This is a genomic window from Bradyrhizobium sp. LLZ17 (assembly GCF_041200145.1).
Lineage (GTDB): Bacteria > Pseudomonadota > Alphaproteobacteria > Rhizobiales > Xanthobacteraceae > Bradyrhizobium.
Window position 1 is genome coordinate 7677709 of record NZ_CP165734.1, and the last position, 17592, is coordinate 7695300.

Here is a 17592-nt window from a genome sequence, read left to right on the forward strand (position 1 = left end):
AACAACAGCGTTATGGCGCGCTTCATAAACCTGACCAGGAAATCGGCAGATTAAATATTAGGCAGTCATGTATGATTGTATGCAAGGCAGTTAAGCAGTCTTAACCAGCTCATACGTGTGCATGACGGAGAGTTGGACGATCGGCCGGCTCCCCGCATCATGCTAACCACGCTCTGATTGGGACGGGCGCCGGCGGAGCGATTTTCGCTGGCACCGAACTTGTATCGATTGTCGTCACGATCGCCGCGCGCGGTCGCCAGGATGGAAAGCTCGACCGAAATGGGTGCTGCTAGCGCCGTTCAAGATGCATCACTCGGCAAGGAGATCGTTCGCCGCATCCAAGAGCTCGGCGCGATCTCGGAAGAAGCCGACAAGCTTACCCGCATCTATCTCAGCAAGGAGCTGCGTAGGGCGGCCGACCTCATTCTCGGCTGGATGCGCGAGGCCGGCATGAGCGCGCATCTCGATGCGATCGGCAACGTGTGCGGCCGCTACGAAGGCGAGCGGCCAGGGGCGCCCTGCCTGATGCTCGGCTCGCACTACGATACCGTGCGCGATGCCGGCAAATGGGACGGACCGCTGGGTGTGATCACGGCGATCTCCTGCGTCGCCGATCTCAACCGTCGCGGCAAGCGCCTGCCGTTTGCCGTCGAAATCGTCGGCTTTGCCGACGAGGAGGGCGTACGCTTCGCCTCGACCCTGCTCGGCAGCCGCGCGGTGGCGGGCACCTTTGATGAGAGCGTTTTGAATACGCGCGACCAGGATGGTGTGTCGATGCGGGCTGCGCTCGTCGAGTTCGGCCTCGATCCCGATCATATCGGGGCGGCGGCACGGGCGCGGCGCGAGTTGCTGGCTTACCTCGAATTGCACATCGAGCAGGGGCCGGTGCTGGAAGCACAGAATCTGCCCGTCGGGGTCGTCACAGCGATTGCGGGCGCAACCCGGCTTGCCGCACGGCTGACTGGCATGGCCGGCCATGCCGGCACGGTGCCGATGGCGCTGCGACGCGACGCGCTCAGCGGCGCGGCTGAATGCATTGGAGCGATCGAGCAGTTCTGCCGGACCGATGCGAGCGGGCTCGTCGGCACCGTCGGCTACATCCATGCCAAGCCAGGCGCGACCAACGTCATTCCGGGCGAAGTGTCGTTTACCATCGACATGCGCGCGCCGACCGACATGCATCGCAAGCGCGCGGTCGCCGATGTCGTCAGGCAGATCGAGGCGATCGCAAAGCGCCGGCAGTTGGCGCTTCAGCTCGACGTCACCCATGAGAACCGCACCGTGCCTTGCGCGACCTGGCTGAAGGATCAGATCGCGCAGGCCATCGCTACGGAAGGGTTTTCCGCATTCGAGCTGCCGAGCGGGGCAGGGCATGACGGTATGGCGATGATCGACATCGCCGATGTCGGCATGATCTTCGTCCGCTGCCGCGGCGGGATCAGCCATCATCCGGACGAGCATGTCGAGCTTGGCGATGCCGATGCCGGCGCACGGGTCCTGCTGCGGGTCGTCGAGAATTTCCAGCCGCGGGAAGGCTAAGCGGCCCGCAACATACCGGCCTGCCGACACGAATGATTCAGATGAACAGCGACCTTTCCTTTCCATCCGATCGCGGAAACCGGTTTTACCAGGGAAAGGCGGCGACGTTCGTCGCCAACGCCCTTCAGGCGGTCAATTTTCTCGGCGACCGATTCCGAGAAAGCCGCCTGATGTGTCATCGGCGATCTCGGACCTTTACCGGCACTCGATCGACAGTGCGTTTTCGGTGACCGAGTCCTTTCTCGTCACGGGGGCGCCGCACGCATCGGCCTACTACCCGCGCGACTTCGCCTGGTTCTATCCGGACGTTCTCGATCCGGAGACCATCATCGATGCTCAGGACGCGATCCGGAGGGCGCGGCTGCTCGAAAAGAGCGTCCGTCTGTTGCTGGCGGCGGTTCGCGCCAATGTCGTCACGACGACCATCGTCCCGGCGGGACGCGGCCGTTATCTCGGCGTGAACTATTTCTCGCGCCCCTCGGACACGCTGCTGGGCGTTCTTGCCGGTCTCCGGCAGATGCTCTCTGCCGAAGAGCGGGCATCGTCTTATCTGGCGATGTCGCAGTGCGCGCATGCCGGCCGTCTGTTGCTGGCCGAATACGGCGGCGATCTGGAGCGCGCAATCCTGAAACTCGCAAGCGAGCTCGAGCCGTTCGAAGCTGACGGCGCCAGATATTTGCTCTGCGACGCCCGCGGCCCTCGCTCTGCGGCAACGGACACCCGCGCCGAGCGCCGGCGGTTTGTCACCAATGCCTGCGTCTACACGACCTTCGCGTGGGGTGTGCAGCTCGGGGTGGTCTACGAGAACCGGCTGAAGCGATTGCTCGGGCGCGACCTCGCGCGATACAAGCAGGACCTGCTCCGTCTGTTCGGCAAGGATGGCTATATCAGGCATTCGCTGGATAGCCCGGCGGGCACGCCGGCATCCCTGGTCGCGCTCGATTTCGTCAGCGTCCATCGCGGCTTCTGGGACATGAACGATCCGAGCGAGCGCGCGCTGTTCGCGGCGACGACGGATCTGATCATCGCCGAACCGAGGTTTCGCATACCTGGGACATCGCACTTCCTGGTGTCCGCGAATAATCCGCGCAACAAGATGATCCACAAGATTGCGGCGCCCGCCTATCAGGGACGCTCCTCCTGGCCGACGTTCAACGTCGAATTTGCCGATCGCATGCTGGATCACGATGAATTCTCAGGGAGCGATACCTATCGCCGCTATGCCCAGGGCATATTGAAGGACATCCGGACTGCGACCGAGGTCCATGGCGGATATCAAGAGTTGATCTCGGAATCAGGCTTGAAATATCGCACCTGGGCCTACAAGGGCGCCGTGGCTCACTCCTGGTTTCCGCGTTTCCTGTCCGTCTGGAGCAGGGCGTTTGGAACGCCCTTGCTCCATTGGAACGATTGACCCGCGGCCGTTACCCCGCCGTGACGTCCACCAGCTCGCCGCCTTCGAGCACCTTGGCCGCCTTGGCGCGGTCGAGGTCGCCTTCCCAGGCGGCGACCACCACCGTCGCCACGCAATTGCCGATGAGGTTGCCGAGCGCGCGGGCCATGCCGATGAACCAGTCCACCGACAGCACCAGCACCAGGCCGATCGCCGGAATGCTCGGCACCGCGTTCAGCGTCGCGGCCAGGATCACGATGGCCGAGCCCGGCACGCCGTGCGCGCCCTTCGACGTGATCAGGGAGACGCCGAGCACCAGCAGGAGATCGCCGAACGACAGCGGCGTGTTGGTCGCTTGCGCGATGAACACGACGGCGAGCGTCAGGTAGATCGAGAAGGCGTCGAGATTGAAGGAATAGCCGGTCGGAATCACCAGGCCGACGACGGAGTCCTTCACGCCCATGCGCTCCAGCTTCTTCATGATCTGGGGCAGCACGGCGTCGGAGGACGCCGTCGCGAGCACGATGGTGAGTTCTTCGCGCAGGTAGGCGAGAAATTTGAGGATGTTGAGTCCGGCCAGCGCCATCACGGTGCCGAGCACGCCGAGCACGAAGATGCCGACCGAGACATAGAACAGCATCACCAGCGAGACGAGCTGCTTCAGCGAGCCGACACCGTATTTGCCGACGGTGTATGCGACCGCGCCGAGCACGCCGAGTGGAGCAACGCGGACGATCAGCCCCATGACGCGGAACAGCACGGTGGAGGCCGCGTCGATCATCGAGGTGACGAGCTTGCCCTTCTCGCCGCCGACCAGCGCCAGGCCGACGCCGAACAGCACCGCAAAGAACAGAACCTGGAGCACGTCGTTGCGCGACAACGCATCGAAGGAGGTGCTCGGGATCACGTTGAGCAGGAAGGAGCCGACGCCGGCACCCTGGAGCTTGTGGGCGTTGTCGGCATAGGTGTTGAGCGCCTTGGCATCCAGCGTCGAGGGATCGATGTTCATCCCATGGCCGGGGCCGAAGACGTAGGCCAGGATGAGCCCGACCACGAGCGCCACCGTGGTCATCACCTCGAAATAGAGCAGCGCCTTGACGCCAACGCGGCCGACCTTCTTGAGGTCACCGGCGCCGGCAATGCCGTGCACGACCACGCAGAACACGATCGGTGCCACGATCATCGAAATCAGCTTCAGGAAGGCATCGCTGAGGATCTTGAGGCTGACGGCCAAGTCCGGGGCGGCCACGCCGAGGATGATGCCCAGGATCAGCGCTGCCAGAACCTGGACGAACAGCGAAGTGTAGAGCGGCTTGGGCTCGGCGGCCGGGGCCGCTGCAATGGTCGACATGGTAACTCCCCCGTTTCAACGACGTCTTGGTCGCCAAAACTAGCAACAACCATGCCAGAATGCCGCCGTTTTCGTCGGAAATGGCGTTTTCGGGTAGTGTCTCAGCTTGAGATCTCGTCGGCTTCGCGCTTAATGTAGGAACCGCGAACGGCCGGGACCGGGTTGGCGGCAACGATGAGCGCGACCACGTCCGTCACGTTCATCACGCGGGCGATCAAGCCAGCAGCCATTGCCGGGGTAGCGCCAAGCGTCTTGTGGACGCGGCAGAAGTTGTAGAGCACAAATAGAGCGCCAGCGCGTGGCAGTGGTTCTCAAACTTCTTGCCGAACGCATAGGTGAGGCGGGTAAACCGGCGCGCCGGCGCACTTGGGCAAACGCCCGTCCGCTTTTATCCGAATAGCGGCGTGAAAGCGGCTTGTCTCGCTGAGGTGCTGGCTCGCATCGCTGATGCGCCGCCGACAGCCACTCTGCTGGATGTCCTGGGCGACGATCTGCGTCTCACAGGCGTCAAGAAGGCTGCGATCTCCGGCTTTGCGTAGCAAGTACACCTCAGGCCCTTGAGGACGCGAGGGCCCTCCAGTAGCCCGCGCCGGCAACTGTCGTCCTTGCGCGCATGGAGCAGATAGCATTCGTAAAATGCGATGAGGCCGAGTTCCGCAAGCACCTCTGGCTGCATCGACAGCAACAACACGAGGCAGCGCTCGGGCGTCGTGACGATCACCTGCGGAAGCACGTTAAGCGACACCAGTGTCAATCGGCGCTCAAGTATTGCAGGCCGAATGACACTCCCGCTGCCGTGGAAAATATCCAGGACAATATTCATAGCAGAAAACCGGTCGGAGCACACCTAACCGCGCTGTTACCATCTCGTTGTTTCAGAGAAGAACCGCTTTTCGAAGCTCGCCATAGCGCAACAGGCACTGCTGAAGCTTCGGCAAATCGCACGATGGGACCCGACTGCTCAATCGCTCAAGAACGTCTTTCTGCAAGTCGATCAACATTATTGACCACACACGTGTGATTACCGGTGAAGACGCCGACGAATGATTGTCGTTGTTGGCCATATTCTCGATGTCTGCTTTGGGTCCAGGCTGTGTAAAAACTCCGTCGATGCTATGATTCTCTTGCTGAAACGCGGAGGGAATTGATGCGGGGTTTCGTTCAAGGGGTGGATCGCCAGTAGACGACGTTGCTGCCGGAATGCCTTGATGATTGGGTCGGCGATAACAATCCTGTTCGTGCGGTCGATGTGTTCGTCGATGCGTTGGAACTCCATGACCTCGGGTTCGATGGCGTCGATCCTGCACCGACCGGCCGGCCAGCGTATCATCCTTCGCCGATGCTCAAGCTCTACATTTACGGTTATCTCAACCGGGTCCAATCGAGCCGACGGTTGGAGCGCGAGGCTGGCCGCAATCTTGAAGTGATGTGGCTGACGGGACGGCTTGCGCCGGATCACAAAACCATCGCCGACTTCCGCAAGGACAACGGTCTCGCGATCAAGAAAGTTTGCGCGCAATTCGTCGAGTTGTGCCGCAAGATGGGCCTGCTAGCGAAGGCCAGCGTTGCCATTGACGGCAGCAAGTTCAAGGCCGTCAACAGTCGCGACAACAACTTCACGCAAGGCAAGATCCAGCGCCGCCAAGCAGATCGAAGAGGGCGTGGCACGCTACATGAGCCAACTCGATAGCGCCGACCGCCAGACTGCAGCAGGCGAAGAGCCTTCGGAAACGGTGCTTCTGACCGAGACACGGCTTCGGGAAAAGCTGATGAAGCTTGAAGAAGAAGTGAAGCGGCTGGCCGCGATTGAAAAGAGATTGCTCGCCTCACCGGACAAGCAGATATCGCTGACCGATCCCGATTGTCGCTCGATGGCAACAAGGGGCGCGGCTCCGGCATGGTCGCCTACAACGTACTAAGTGCGGTCGACACCACGACCATCTGATTGTCGCGCACGACGTTACCAACATCGGCACCGATAAATCGCAACTAGCGGCGATGGCGCAGGTGGCGAAAGCCGCGTTGCATTTGGACGTCGTTGCGGATCGGGGTTACTTTAACGGCGAGGAAATCCTGGCCTGTGAACAGGCCAGCGTGGCAGTTACGCTACCCAAGCCGCAAACCTCGGGAGCCAAGTCGGCAGGCCGCTTTGGGAAGCCTGATTTTGTCTAGTCTGGTCTGCGATCAAGAGTTAGCGCGTCAGCACGAGGTGCGTCGCCAGCTCGGTTGGGACCACCTCCGTCACCCGATAGCCAAGGCCCGGCAGGTCGACGCCTGTGAACAGGGATTCACCGCGGCCCAGAACGACGGGCGACAGCGCCAAGTGCATCTCGTCGATTGCTCCTGCGAGTAGATACTGGCGGACAGTCGCAACGCCCCCGCCGATCTTTACGTCCAGGTCGCCCGCGGCGGCCTTTGCCTCGGCAAGCGCCGCCTCGATCCCGTCGGTAACGAAATGGAAGGTCGTCCCGCCCTCCATCACGATTGACGCCCGGGCATGGTGAGTGAGGATGAAGGTCGGCGCGTGGTACGGCGGATTGTCGCCCCACCAGCCCTTCCAATCGGGGCCGCCCCAATCGTCGCCGGCCGGCCCGAACATATTGCGTCCGAGGATGAAGGCGCCGAAGCCTTTCATTGCGGCTTCGGCAAAGCGGTCGTCGGTGCCCCCGTCTTTCCCGATCATCGATCGAAAGGCCAGGGTCGGGAAGAACCAGTTCATCAACTCCTGGCCCCGTTTGCCGAGCGGATGTTCCAGGCCCTGATCCGGACCGGCCCCGAAGCCGTCGATGGACACTCCGAAGCCAGCTACGCGTACCTTGCCCATCCGGGCCTCCCTTTAATTGTGAACTGACTCAAGACGAATGGGCACGCGCGTTTCCGACACCATCGGCCTCCTTTGACACAAAATTTTTAGAATTTCCGACCTTCGCTGACTCGGTTGGGGAAGCCACTCATGTTGTGATGGTCCGTAATGGGTCATTCGCGTCGATTTGCTCGCGTCTTCCCGATGTCCGGTCTGGCCTCGACTGCCGACGTGCCGGACACGACGGCGATCTTCGCCTTCTGGGATGGAAGGCGGAACTTATTGGGCTGCAAGTGTGGCCATGGGAGCGGCCCGCGCAAAGAGCCAAGGACTTGTAAGCGCGCAGGTAACGCTTGGGATGAGCACGAGCATTTGAGAAAATCAAAAGCCCTAACTCGCGCCCGTTGCGATCCGGACGACATCACTGTCGAAGACGCTGAAAATTCAAACTGAGACACTACCCGCGTTCTTCGTCGAAAACGGTCTATTCGGCCGCTTTCGCCGTCCTGCCGAACATCCGCATCGGGGCCGGGAAACCGCAGGACGTGCCGTCGGTGACCTTGACCTGGTCTTCCCACGGCAGGCGAAAGGTGCCGGCCACCATGTCCTGCATAAAGGTGTAGGGGCAGTCCATCGCGCCGCCTTTGACGGCGACATAACCGCGGTGCCAGAGCTGGTAGATGTTGTTCTCGACGCCCCAATTGATGCGAGCCTCGCGCACGAGATCGGGACGCACTTCGGCGGTGATGATCTCGTCGGCGCGGCCGGTGGTGCCGTGCGCGAGCACGCTGCCGTCGAAATTGACGATCATGCCTTCGCCCATGGAATCGAACGAGCCGTCAGAGCCGCACATGCAGACATTCGCGGTCACCATCAGGTTCTGGAACGAATTGGCCTGGTTGGTGAAGCGCCAGGACTCGCGGATCGGTGCGGTGTAGCCGGCGGTACGGATCATGATCTCGGCGCCTTTGTAAGCACATTCCCGCGCCATCTCCGGGAACATGCCGTCGTGGCAGATGATCAGCGCGATCTTCGCACCGTTCGGGCCCGAGATCACGGGGATGCCGATGTCGCCCGGCTCCCAGGGCTCGACCGGTATCCAGGGATGGAGCTTGCGGTAGTAGAGCTTGATGTCGCCGTGGTCGTCGATGATCAGGCCGGAATTGTAGGGATTGCCGTGCGGGTTGAACTCCATGATGGAGAAGCAACCCCAGATCTTGTTGTCGATGCAGGCTTTCTTGAAGGCGGCGACCTCGGGCCCGTCGAGCCGGCACATGATCTCGGGATTGATGTCCATCGAGAGGCCGTGCAGCGAATATTCGGGGAAGACCACCAGATCCATCGTGGACAGATTGCGGCGCGCCTTGCCGACCATCCAGACGATGCGCTCCGTCTGCTTCGCCAGATCCGCTGGGGTCACGATGCTCGGCAGTTGCAGCTGAACGAGGCCAATGACCACGCCCTCAGGCGATTTGTTCAACCCGCCAAGTCCATTCATGATCTGCTCCCTTGTCGTCCGCGCGTCGTTGCGCGCCATCGGAAGAGCAAATCCGATTTTGGCGGCACGCAGAAGTCCATTTTTCAGGCTCGCGGGCGAAAGCGGGCGTGCTCGCGCGCACCGTGGGGTGTCTTCGACCCATGCTGACGCCCATTGTTGCAGCGCTGCGTGCCTCAAGTCTCGGCTTGACCGCTCAAATCGTCCGGTGTCAGACTTATGACATGAGTACAGCAAAGCGACATACCGCCAGCCTTCGTGACGAGTATGCCGCGATTACGCGGCAGCGCATCGTTGCCGCTTTTGTCGAGACGCTGGAGGATGAGCAGGCCGACGACATCTCCATGGCCGCGGTGGCCAAACGCGCGAAGGTGGCTGAGCGAACCATCTATCGGCACTTCAAGACCCGCGCGGAGCTGTTTGCGGCGGCCGGCGAATGGATCGAAAAGAACGTCTTCAGCTATATTCCCTTCACCTCGCCCGACGAGTTGCCGGAGATATTCCGCAAGCTGTGCAAGCGGTTCGATCGCCATCCGCATTTGGCGCGCGCCATTGCGATGACGCGCGCCGGCCGCCGCGTGCGCGCCGGCTTCCGGCGGCACCTGATCGACCAGCATCACAAGGCGATGGCGCCGCTGGTGCAGCATCTCCCCGCGAAGGAGGTCCGCCAGGCGGAGGCGCTCGCGTCCTATCTCAACAACGTGCTGGCCTGGAATGCGATGCGCGAGGACTTTGGCATGTCCAGTACCGAGGTCGCCGACGCGATCGAGTGGGCGATCACGACCCTTTTGAAGGACGTTCGCCGGCGCGATGCCGCTGCTGCCGGAGGCAGCACCAAGGCCGCGAAATCGCAGCGAAAGCGAACCCCGGCCCGCGAGACGACCGGTGCAGTGTGAGGTAAGCCCATGAACGCGATGCCCGACGATCTTCTGATCAACGCGCCCGACGAGGTTGTTATCCGCCAGGATCTGGTGCTGACGGCGCTCGGCCGCCGCCCGGCCGATCGCTCCTTGCGGGTCGGCAAGTTGCTCGACGTGCACAGCCGCACCTGGAGCGAGGATCAGGAGATTGTGTTCAAGGGCCGCCGGATCGCATGGGTCGGGCCGGCGGGAGGCTATCCCGGCGAAGTCCGCGAGCGCGTGCATCGGCCCGATCTTGCGGCGGTCCCCGGGTTCGGTGAAGTGCACAAGCATATCGAAAGCTCGCATCTAACGCCGGAATGGGAGGCCGCGCTGGTGCTGCCGCATGGCAATACCTGGACGTGCGAGGCGAGCCACGAATTCTCCAATGTCAACGGCGCACGCAATCTCGAGTTCTGGTTCGAGGCACGCCGTCGCGGATCGCCGCTGAAAATCTTTCCGCAACCGGGATCGGCGGTGCCGCCGACCGCCTATGAGTGGGGCGGCGGCTGGTATGGCCGCGAGGAGCAGGCGAGCTTCATGAGCGAGAGCCTGATGGTCACCGGGCTTGACGAAGTCATGGACTGGCCGGCGGTCTGGAATCCGGACAATCCGTCCTACAAGCGGCTATGGGGCATGATCGAGGCCACCTTCGCGGCCCGTGGCGTGGTCGAAGGACATGCCTCCGGTCTGCGGGATCTGCCGTCCATCAACGCCTTCGCCGCGGCCGGGCTCGCCTCCGACCATGAAGTGCAGACGCCGGAGGAGACCTGGGACAAGCTCACCCGCGGTCTCTTCATCGAATTGCGCGTCTACGCCATGCCCGAGATCGTCGCCTGGCTGCTTGCCAAGGGCTTGCAGGACTGGTCGCAGATCGCTTTCACCACCGACGACCGCAGCGCCAGCCATACGCTCGAGCTCGGCGCCAGCGATCACAATGCGCGCGTCGCGATCGAAGCCGGCCTCGCGCCGGAAGTCGCGATCCAATGTCTGACCATCAATCCTGCGCGGCACATGCGCATCACGCCGTTGGTCGGCAGTCTCGCCCCCGGGCGTTTCGGTGATGTCGTGTTGCTCTCGGACGTCGCCAAACTGACCATTGCCGAGGTCTGGGCCGACGGCGCCCAGGTGTCCGAAGGCAAACGTTATTTGGGCCAGGTCCCCGAAATCTCCTGGCCCGACTGGGCGACCAGAACGGTGAATGTCAAGCGCGCGATCCAGCCGAAGGACTTCGAGTTGCCGGCCGAGCCCGGCCGCACCACGATGAAGGCCGCCGTGATCCGCCCGTTTCATTGGCATCCTGAGTTCTACACACTCGAACTGCCGGTGCGTGACGGCGCCGTGCAGCGCGATGAGAACGAGGCGATCACCAAGTTTGCGATCGTGGATCGCTTCTCCGGCGAGGGTCGGGTTGCAAAAATGTTCTGGCGCGGCTGCGGACCGCGTACGCCGGACACCGCGCCTGCTCAGTCGCGCACGACAAGCACAACATCTGGGTGGTCGGCTCCTCCGACGCGGCGATGGCCAAGGCCGTGAATGCGCTGGTCGAACGTCAAGGCGGATGGGCGCTGGTGCGCGAAGGCGAGCTCGCCGCCACCGTGCGGTTCGAGGTCGGCGGATTGATGAGCTGCCGTTCGGCGCAGGCTCTCGATGCCGAGATGCAGGCGCTCTACGCGGAGGGCCGCAAGGTGGACTGGATGTACGAGCCAACCTTCCGGCCCCGCTGGTATCCCGGATTTCCGGAGCGCCTGATGTTCGCGACGCTCACCTGCGCGCCGTGGAGCTGGGTGCTGGTCGCGCCCTGCGAGCAGGCGCCGCTCGGATTCATCAACGTGCAGACCGGCGAAGCGCACCCGGTGGTCTGGTGAGCGCAAGGATAGGGGAAACGGCGATGGACGAGATGACGCTGCCGCAAACGGCTTCCAAGGACGCAGCACCAAAATCCGTCGGGCCGATCGGCCCGCAAGGTCCGATCGATCGCTTCTTCGGCCTCTCCGAGCGCGGCACCAGCGTTGGGCGCGAGGTGATGGCCGGTGCGACCACGTTCGCAGCAATGGCCTATATCATCGCAGTCAATCCGGCGATCATGTCCAATGCCGGAATGGACCGCGCCGATCTCGTCAGCGCGACGGCGCTCGCGGCGATCTTCGGTTCGGTGACGATGGGGCTATGGGCCAACCTGCCGCTCGCCGTTGCGCCGGCGATGGGCTCCAACGTCATCTTCACCTATGTAATCGTGAAGCAGATGGGCATGCCCTGGCAAGGCGCGCTCGCCATGGTCGCTTTTACGGGCGTGCTGTTCCTGATCCTCAGCCTGTCGAAGCTGCGCGAGCGCGTCGCACGCGACGTTCCGGAAGCGTTGAAGATCGGCATCCAGGCCGCCGTCGGCACCTTGATCGTGTTCATTGCGCTGCGCGGCGCGGGCTTCGTGGTGCAGAACCCCTCGACCTATATCGCCATGGGATCGCTACGCAGTCCGCCGGTGCTGCTGACGCTCGCGGGCCTGCTGCTCACGCCGGTGCTGGTCGCGCGACGTGTTCCCGGCGGGCTCATCCTGTCGATCGCCGCGCTGACCCTGATCGGCTTCTTCGTTCCCGGCGCAAACGGCAAGATGGTGACATCGGTGCCGTCGGCGATCCTTTCTTGGCCGCGCTGGCCGACCAGCACCTTCATGGCGCTCGATGTCGGTTATCTCTTCAGTCACTTCGTCGTGGTCCTGCCGCTGCTGTTCTACTTCCTGTGCGCCGAATTCTTCTCGACGCTGGGAACGCTGATCGGAGTGACCGGCGCTGCTAACCTGCGCCGCCCGGATGGCTCGATCCCGAATGCCACCGCCGCCTTCGCCACCGATGCGACGGCGTCCATCGTCGGCCCGCTGCTCGGAACATCGGTGGTGACGGCTTATATCGAGTCGATCACCGGGGTTCAGGCCGGGGGACGCACCGGCCTGACCTCGCTGACCGTCGCGTCTCGCCTTGTTCTTCTGGCCGGTCTTCGTCATCATCCCGCCGCAAGCAACCGCACCCGCGCTGGTGCTCGTCGGCGTGCTGATGATGCAGGGCCTCGCCCGCATCGACATGACCGATCTCGTCAACGCCGTGCCCATTGTGCTCACGCTGCTGGTCACCGTGCTGACCAACAATCTCATCAACGGAATGGCGCTGGGGACGCTGACTTATATTTTACTGGAAGTCGCGATGGGCCGGCGATCGCAGATTCCTGCCATAGTCTGGGGTCTCGGCGTGGTGTTCGTCGCCTATGCGGTCGTGACCGCACAGATCTTTTGAGACATCCGAATGTCGCGAAAAACCTAGGCCACCAGATCCAGCAGGCGGCACGATCCGCGCACCAGCACCTTGCGTCCGGTGGGCGTCATTGCGGGGACGCCGTCATCGACGACGACGAGGCCGAGCTTGATCAGGCTGTCGAGGAGATAAGGCTTCGAGAGGCGACCGTTCGACACGTTTCGAAGCCCCCGCAGGGCTTCCCACTGGTCCGGCGCAAGATCGAACTCAACGTCGTTGCTCATGTTGCCTCAACCGATAATTCTGTTCGCGCGCCCCTGTTAGCGGCACTGCGTGAAAACCATGCGACGACAATGAGTCCGGAATTCGTTGAACGGTTTGGAATGTCTCTTCACAAATTGCCGCACATCGTTGCGTCACAACAGTTAAGATCACTCAGGCAGGAATTTCGTTCCGATCACGGATCACGAATTGATGATTTTCGCTTGATCGCGCGACCGCGGCTGCTCGCAGCGCACGGGAAGCGCCGCTGTCCCATTCTGCGTCGCAACATGCATGGAAAAGGTGAGGCGAAGAGTTTCGGACTCTGTTACGCTGATTCGCAGGGGATTGGCTTCACACCACAGGAGTGTGAGTGCATGAACAGGCTGGTCGAAATTCGCAGTCAGGAATTCCTTTGCCGTGAGCGCGCCGCGTTGGATACCGGCCGCCGGGCGTTCTGGCTTGCGCAGGCCGAGGCATGGGAGCAGCGCGCGCTCGACGAAATCGCGCATCACTTCCGCGAGTGCAATCTCGCCAATGTCGAGCAGAATGCCGCCTGACGCCAGCGGCGAGCCGATCTCCGCTTACTGATAAGTCGCCACGATATCGGACACCGCGCGCTCGAGTTGCTGCGCGGTGGCGCATTGGCGCACGACGCTGCAAAACGTCGCGTAGCGCGGCATCTCGGAATCGCCGAAGCCCCAGGCGAGCCGTCCCTCGGGATTGAGCCAGACCAGCCGTTTCGAGCGTTCGGAGATCCGGCGCAGAATGTCCGCGCGCGGATCGAGATTGTTGCTGCGGGCATCGCCGAGCACGATCACCGTGGTTTGCGGTGTCAGCGTGCTCATGAAGTCCTTCTCGAAATCGACCAATGACGAACCGTAATCGGACGAGCCGAAGCCGACCTTCGACATGATCTCGGCCATCGCCTCTTCCGGGGATTTCGATTCCAGAATGTCGCTGACCTCGATCAGATGCGAGGAGAAGGCGAAGGAGTGGACGTCGTCGACCACTTCATGCAGCGAGTGGATCAAGAGCAGGAAGAAGTCGGACACCTGCGCAACCGAGCCCGAGACATCGCAGATGGCAACGATCCGGGGCCGGTCGCGGTGCTTGCGCTTCCACGCGGTGAGGAAGGGTATGCCGCCCCAGGCGGCATTGCGGCGCAGCGTCCGGCGAACGTCGAGATGGCCGCGGCGCTGGCGCTTGCGCGGCTTCGAATAGCGTTCGCGCAGGCGCCGCGCGATCTGGCGGATCAGCGCGCGCATCTCCGCAACCTGACGCCGCTCGACGCGCGCGAGCGGCGCGTTGCGCAGGATTTCGTTGCGAAGGTTCTCGGCCTCTTCGCGGGCATAGAGCGCAAGCCCCTGCGAGACGGTGTCGCGCACCGCTTCACGCAGAGCATCGAGCGCGTCGCGCAGACGCTCGGCCAGCGACGGGTTGGTCGCTGCCAGTTCGTCGAGATCGTCGCGCAGTCGCTGGAGGCCCATGGCATCGAGGATGCGGCTGGAGAAAATGCCGCGCTGGGTGGAATAGCGGATGTCGGACAGGGAGGCTGCGCCGGCGGCCGTGGCGATGGCAGCCGCGATCGCATTGCGATCCTGCGCGAGCAGCATCTGGGCAAGCGGGCCGAGTTGTGGATCTTGCGGATTTCCGCCCGCTTCGCTGGCCGCCTCCGACGCCGGCGACTGGTCGGGATCCTGCGAAGCGTCCTCGCTCTTGGCCTCAGGCTGATCCTGCCGCGGTTCCGGCTGGCTGAAGAACAGATCGAAGCAGTCGGCCAGCGCGAGCTTTTCGTCCTGCGATTTGGCGAGTGTCAGAAGGAGGGTGTCGCGCAGGATGGCGCGGTCGGACACGCCGACCTCCGCGACCGCGCGCATCGCATCGATGCTTTCGGCAGGCGAAACATGGACCCCGGCACCGCGTGCCGCCCGAAAGAAGCGATGGATGTTCTCCCGCATCAGCGTCAACCGAAGACGTTGGAACGCGCGGCCTTGGCAATGAAGCCCGTGATCTGGGGCGACGCGGCTTCGATGTCGGCCTCGTATTTCAGCAGCACGTTGAGCGTGTCCTTGACGATCTCGGTGTCGAGCTCGGAGGCCTGCAACAGCACCAGCACGCGGGCCCAATCGATGGTCTCGCTGACCGAGGGCAGCTTCTTCAAATCCAGCGAACGGATCTCGTGGATGAAGCCGACCATCTGCCGGCGCAGCGTCTGCGAGATGTTGGGCACGCGGCTCTCGACGATGCGCTCCTCCAGCCGCTGCTCGGGGAAGCCGATATGCAGATGCAGGCAGCGCCGCTTCAAGGCGTCGCCAAGATCGCGCTCGCTGTTCGAGGTGAGGATCACCGTCGGCGGCGTAATCGCGGAAACTGTGCCGAGCTCGGGGATCGTGACCTGGAAGTCCGAGAGGATCTCCAGCAGCAGCGATTCGAACTCTGCGTCCGACTTGTCGATTTCGTCGATCAGAAGCACGCAGCCGCCCGGCTGCTCCAGCGCCTGGAGCAGGGGCGCGGCTCGACGAATTCCTTGGAGAAGAACACGTCGCCGAAATCGTGGAGCTGGTCGAGCGCGGCGTGCAGCGTCTGCGCGCCGCCGAGGACCTCGCCGAGCTTGTCTTTGAGGATCTGGGTGTAGAGCAGCTGCTTGGCGTATTTCCACTCGTAGAGCGCCTTGGCCTCGTCGAGGCCTTCATAACATTGCAGGCGGATCATCTTCATGCCGCGCCAGGCGGCAATCGCCTTGGCGAGCTCGGTCTTGCCGACGCCCGCCGGGCCCTCGACCAGGATCGGCTTCTCGATCTGCTGCGACAAATAGACGGCGGTCGCGATCTGGCGGCTCGCGATATAGCCTTGCGCGGCGAGGCCGCTCTCCACTGCCTCGATCGCGGTCGAGGCCTTCTGTTCAGCCACGAAAGGCGCTCCCAAGGTCTTGCTTGAGGCTTGTTCTGCCTGCGTTCCCGGCAAAGAACAAGCCTCGTTTGGGACGGGCCTGACCCGCGCCGACGGTCGCTTTTTCCGTTCAGCGCAAATATTTAGTGAGGGAGCGATCGTCGTTAGTGCCGCAGCAGCTCGCCCTTGCGGATAGTCTGCCTGACCTCGGCGCCGCAATCGGCGCATTCGTAAACGAAGTCGATTTTGGCGAGGCTCCAATGCGGCTCAACCTCGCGCACGTACATTGGCAGGAACCCCATGCATGTCGGGCAAATCACAGGCGCGATTTCGATATCCTGATGATGCTGTACATAAGCTGGCATCTCGGCTCTCCTTCGCAGGCGACCACCAAACCCCGCGCAAAGGCTACTGCCGGTGTCGCCAGCGCCGTCATCAACTCTTTCGAACAGAGGCGGAACGGAGAGGGTTTGTCGCTCGTTGTGACATTCTTGTTACGCCTGCGGACTGTAACGGGCGGACGAAATGCCTATTTCACGGCCCAGTCGGATTCTTCGACGCACATTCCAACAAATTCGACGCACATTCCAACAAAAAGGGAGCAAGCCCATGACGCATGCGATCCGTTTTCACAAGACCGGCGGTCCGGAAGTCCTGGTTTGGGAGGAGGTCAGCGTCGGCAAACCGGGACCGGGCGAGGCACGTATCCGTCACACCGCCGTCGGTCTCAACTTCGTCGACATCTATAACCGTTCCGGGGTGTATCCCGCACAATTGCCGAGCGGTCTTGGCAGCGAGGCCGCCGGTGTGGTCGAAGAGGTCGGGTCCGGCGTCACCGATTTGAAGCCGGGTGATCGCGTCGCCTATGGCGCTTCGCCGCTCGGCGCATATTCCGAGGCGAGGCTGATTCCCGCCGACCGGCTGTTGAAGCTGCCTGACGGTGTCGACGACAAGACCGCGGCTGCGATGATGCTGAAGGGGCTCACCACGCAATATCTGATCCGGCAGACCTATCGCGTGAAGGCCGGCGACACCATCCTGCTTCATGCGGCCGCCGGCGGCGTCGGCCTGATCTTGAGCCAGTGGGCCAAGCATCTCGGCGCCGCCGTGATCGGCACCGTCAGCAACGACGAGAAGGCGAAGCTCGCGAAAGCGCATGGCTGCGATCATGTCATCGTCTACAGCCGCGAGGATTTCGTGAAACGCGTCGACGAGATTACCGGCGGCAAAAAGGTGCCGGTGGTCTACGATTCCGTCGGCAAGGACACGTTCCTGAAGTCGCTGGACTGTCTCGCGCCGCTCGGCGTGGCTGCATTGTTCGGCGCGTCCTCGGGCCCGGTCGAGCCGCTCAATCTCGGCCTGTTGGCGCAGAAGGGGTCGCTCTACGTCACCCGTCCGACCCTGTTCACCTATGCTGCCAAGCGCGAAAGCCTAGTCGCGATGGCGGGTGAGCTGTTTGACGTCGTCAAGTCCGGCGCAGTCAAGATCGAGGTGCACCAGACCTACGCGCTGAAGGATGCGGCCAAGGCGCACGCCGATCTCGCCGCGCGCAAGACCACGGGGTCGACCGTGCTGACGGTCTGATCTCCGGCCGGACGGTGGCGCAGGCTCACGACAGCGTTTTCCAGCGAAGTGGATACCGATTCGCGTCAAGAAAACGCGTCAAAACAAAAATCCAAAGCCTAGTTCCGATCCCATCGGAACTAGGCTCTGG

General features: G+C 62.6%; 11 protein-coding genes and 5 pseudogenes. 8 read left to right on the top strand and 8 right to left on the bottom strand.

Going from position 1 to position 17592, the window contains the following annotated elements:
• Positions 1-279 precede the first annotated feature (279 nt).
• Together AB8Z38_RS36540 and AB8Z38_RS36545 are read left to right on the top strand one after the other, a co-directional pair.
• Positions 280-1539 carry an allantoate amidohydrolase gene (locus AB8Z38_RS36540; RefSeq protein WP_369722372.1) on the top strand — a complete coding sequence of 420 codons (1260 nt, stop codon included), beginning with the start codon at positions 280-282 and terminating at the stop codon, positions 1537-1539.
• 41 nt (positions 1540-1580) lie between these two features.
• Positions 1581-2953 (top strand): annotated as a pseudogene (locus AB8Z38_RS36545) (hypothetical protein).
• A 10-nt stretch (positions 2954-2963) separates the two neighbouring features.
• Here the strand turns inward: AB8Z38_RS36545 and AB8Z38_RS36550 are convergent.
• Together AB8Z38_RS36550 and AB8Z38_RS36555 are read right to left on the bottom strand one after the other, a co-directional pair.
• Positions 2964-4283 carry a dicarboxylate/amino acid:cation symporter gene (locus AB8Z38_RS36550; protein ID WP_369722373.1) on the bottom strand — a complete coding sequence of 440 codons (1320 nt, stop codon included), beginning with the start codon at positions 4281-4283 and terminating at the stop codon, positions 2964-2966.
• A 101-nt stretch (positions 4284-4384) separates the two neighbouring features.
• The gene (locus tag AB8Z38_RS36555; RefSeq protein WP_369722375.1) at positions 4385-4564 is read right to left on the bottom strand and encodes a hypothetical protein; all 180 of its coding nucleotides are present in this window, start codon (positions 4562-4564) and stop codon (positions 4385-4387) included.
• 123 nt (positions 4565-4687) lie between these two features.
• Between AB8Z38_RS36555 and AB8Z38_RS36560 the strand changes: the two genes are divergently transcribed.
• Together AB8Z38_RS36560 and AB8Z38_RS36565 are read left to right on the top strand one after the other, a co-directional pair.
• Entirely contained in the window at positions 4688-4822 is a 135-nt protein-coding gene (locus AB8Z38_RS36560) for a hypothetical protein (RefSeq protein WP_369722376.1), read from the top strand.
• A 650-nt stretch (positions 4823-5472) separates the two neighbouring features.
• A pseudogene (locus AB8Z38_RS36565) lies at positions 5473-6452 on the top strand (IS1182 family transposase); the annotation flags it as partial.
• 22 nt (positions 6453-6474) lie between these two features.
• On the opposite strand, the gene AB8Z38_RS36570 reads toward AB8Z38_RS36565, so the two are convergent.
• Both AB8Z38_RS36570 and AB8Z38_RS36575 read right to left on the bottom strand, forming a co-directional pair.
• Positions 6475-7107: a dihydrofolate reductase family protein gene (locus AB8Z38_RS36570; RefSeq protein ID WP_369722377.1), complete on the bottom strand. Its 633-nt coding sequence runs from the start codon at positions 7105-7107 to the stop codon at positions 6475-6477.
• Between the two features lie 463 nt (positions 7108-7570).
• Positions 7571-8584 (bottom strand): formamidase, encoded by a 1014-nt coding sequence (locus AB8Z38_RS36575; protein ID WP_369722378.1) that lies wholly within the window; start codon positions 8582-8584, stop codon positions 7571-7573.
• Positions 8585-8805: 221 nt separating this feature from the next.
• Here AB8Z38_RS36575 and AB8Z38_RS36580 point away from each other — a divergent pair, with 221 nt between their 5' ends.
• From AB8Z38_RS36580 to AB8Z38_RS36590, 3 genes and pseudogenes are all read left to right on the top strand, one after another.
• Positions 8806-9477 (top strand): TetR/AcrR family transcriptional regulator, encoded by a 672-nt coding sequence (locus AB8Z38_RS36580; RefSeq protein WP_369722379.1) that lies wholly within the window; start codon positions 8806-8808, stop codon positions 9475-9477.
• A 9-nt stretch (positions 9478-9486) separates the two neighbouring features.
• Positions 9487-11348: pseudogene (locus AB8Z38_RS36585) on the top strand (adenine deaminase).
• Positions 11349-11533: 185 nt separating this feature from the next.
• A pseudogene (locus tag AB8Z38_RS36590) lies at positions 11534-12406 on the top strand (solute carrier family 23 protein); the annotation flags it as partial.
• A gap of 384 nt (positions 12407-12790) precedes the next feature.
• Here AB8Z38_RS36590 and AB8Z38_RS36595 read toward each other — a convergent pair.
• The 4 genes and pseudogenes from AB8Z38_RS36595 to AB8Z38_RS36610 all read right to left on the bottom strand — a co-directional run bounded on the left by AB8Z38_RS36595 (position 12791) and on the right by AB8Z38_RS36610 (position 16243).
• Positions 12791-13009: a hypothetical protein gene (locus AB8Z38_RS36595; RefSeq protein WP_369726701.1), complete on the bottom strand. Its 219-nt coding sequence runs from the start codon at positions 13007-13009 to the stop codon at positions 12791-12793.
• Between the two features lie 561 nt (positions 13010-13570).
• Entirely contained in the window at positions 13571-14947 is a 1377-nt protein-coding gene (locus AB8Z38_RS36600; RefSeq protein WP_369722380.1) for a VWA domain-containing protein, read from the bottom strand.
• A gap of 5 nt (positions 14948-14952) precedes the next feature.
• A pseudogene (locus tag AB8Z38_RS36605) lies at positions 14953-15899 on the bottom strand (AAA family ATPase).
• A 143-nt stretch (positions 15900-16042) separates the two neighbouring features.
• Entirely contained in the window at positions 16043-16243 is a 201-nt protein-coding gene (locus AB8Z38_RS36610; RefSeq protein WP_008130254.1) for a hypothetical protein, read from the bottom strand.
• A 244-nt stretch (positions 16244-16487) separates the two neighbouring features.
• On the opposite strand from AB8Z38_RS36610, the gene AB8Z38_RS36615 reads away from it, so the two are divergent.
• A complete protein-coding gene (locus AB8Z38_RS36615; protein ID WP_369722382.1) occupies positions 16488-17462 on the top strand; it encodes a quinone oxidoreductase in 975 nt (324 codons plus the stop codon).
• Positions 17463-17592: the final 130 nt, after the last annotated feature.

What these genes read in the sequence shown, in the direction of transcription:
- AB8Z38_RS36540 (WP_369722372.1), top strand. Translation starts at nt 280, where the DNA reads ATGGGTGCTGCTAGCGCCGTTCAAGATGCATCACTCGGCAAGGAGATC.
- AB8Z38_RS36570 (WP_369722377.1), bottom strand. Translation starts at nt 7,107, where the DNA reads ATGGGCAAGGTACGCGTAGCTGGCTTCGGAGTGTCCATCGACGGCTTC.
- AB8Z38_RS36610 (WP_008130254.1), bottom strand. Translation starts at nt 16,243, where the DNA reads ATGCCAGCTTATGTACAGCATCATCAGGATATCGAAATCGCGCCTGTG.
- AB8Z38_RS36550 (WP_369722373.1), bottom strand. Translation starts at nt 4,283, where the DNA reads ATGTCGACCATTGCAGCGGCCCCGGCCGCCGAGCCCAAGCCGCTCTAC.
- AB8Z38_RS36580 (WP_369722379.1), top strand. Translation starts at nt 8,806, where the DNA reads ATGAGTACAGCAAAGCGACATACCGCCAGCCTTCGTGACGAGTATGCC.
- AB8Z38_RS36575 (WP_369722378.1), bottom strand. Translation starts at nt 8,584, where the DNA reads ATGAATGGACTTGGCGGGTTGAACAAATCGCCTGAGGGCGTGGTCATT.
- AB8Z38_RS36615 (WP_369722382.1), top strand. Translation starts at nt 16,488, where the DNA reads ATGACGCATGCGATCCGTTTTCACAAGACCGGCGGTCCGGAAGTCCTG.
- AB8Z38_RS36600 (WP_369722380.1), bottom strand. Translation starts at nt 14,947, where the DNA reads ATGCGGGAGAACATCCATCGCTTCTTTCGGGCGGCACGCGGTGCCGGG.
- AB8Z38_RS36595 (WP_369726701.1), bottom strand. Translation starts at nt 13,009, where the DNA reads ATGAGCAACGACGTTGAGTTCGATCTTGCGCCGGACCAGTGGGAAGCC.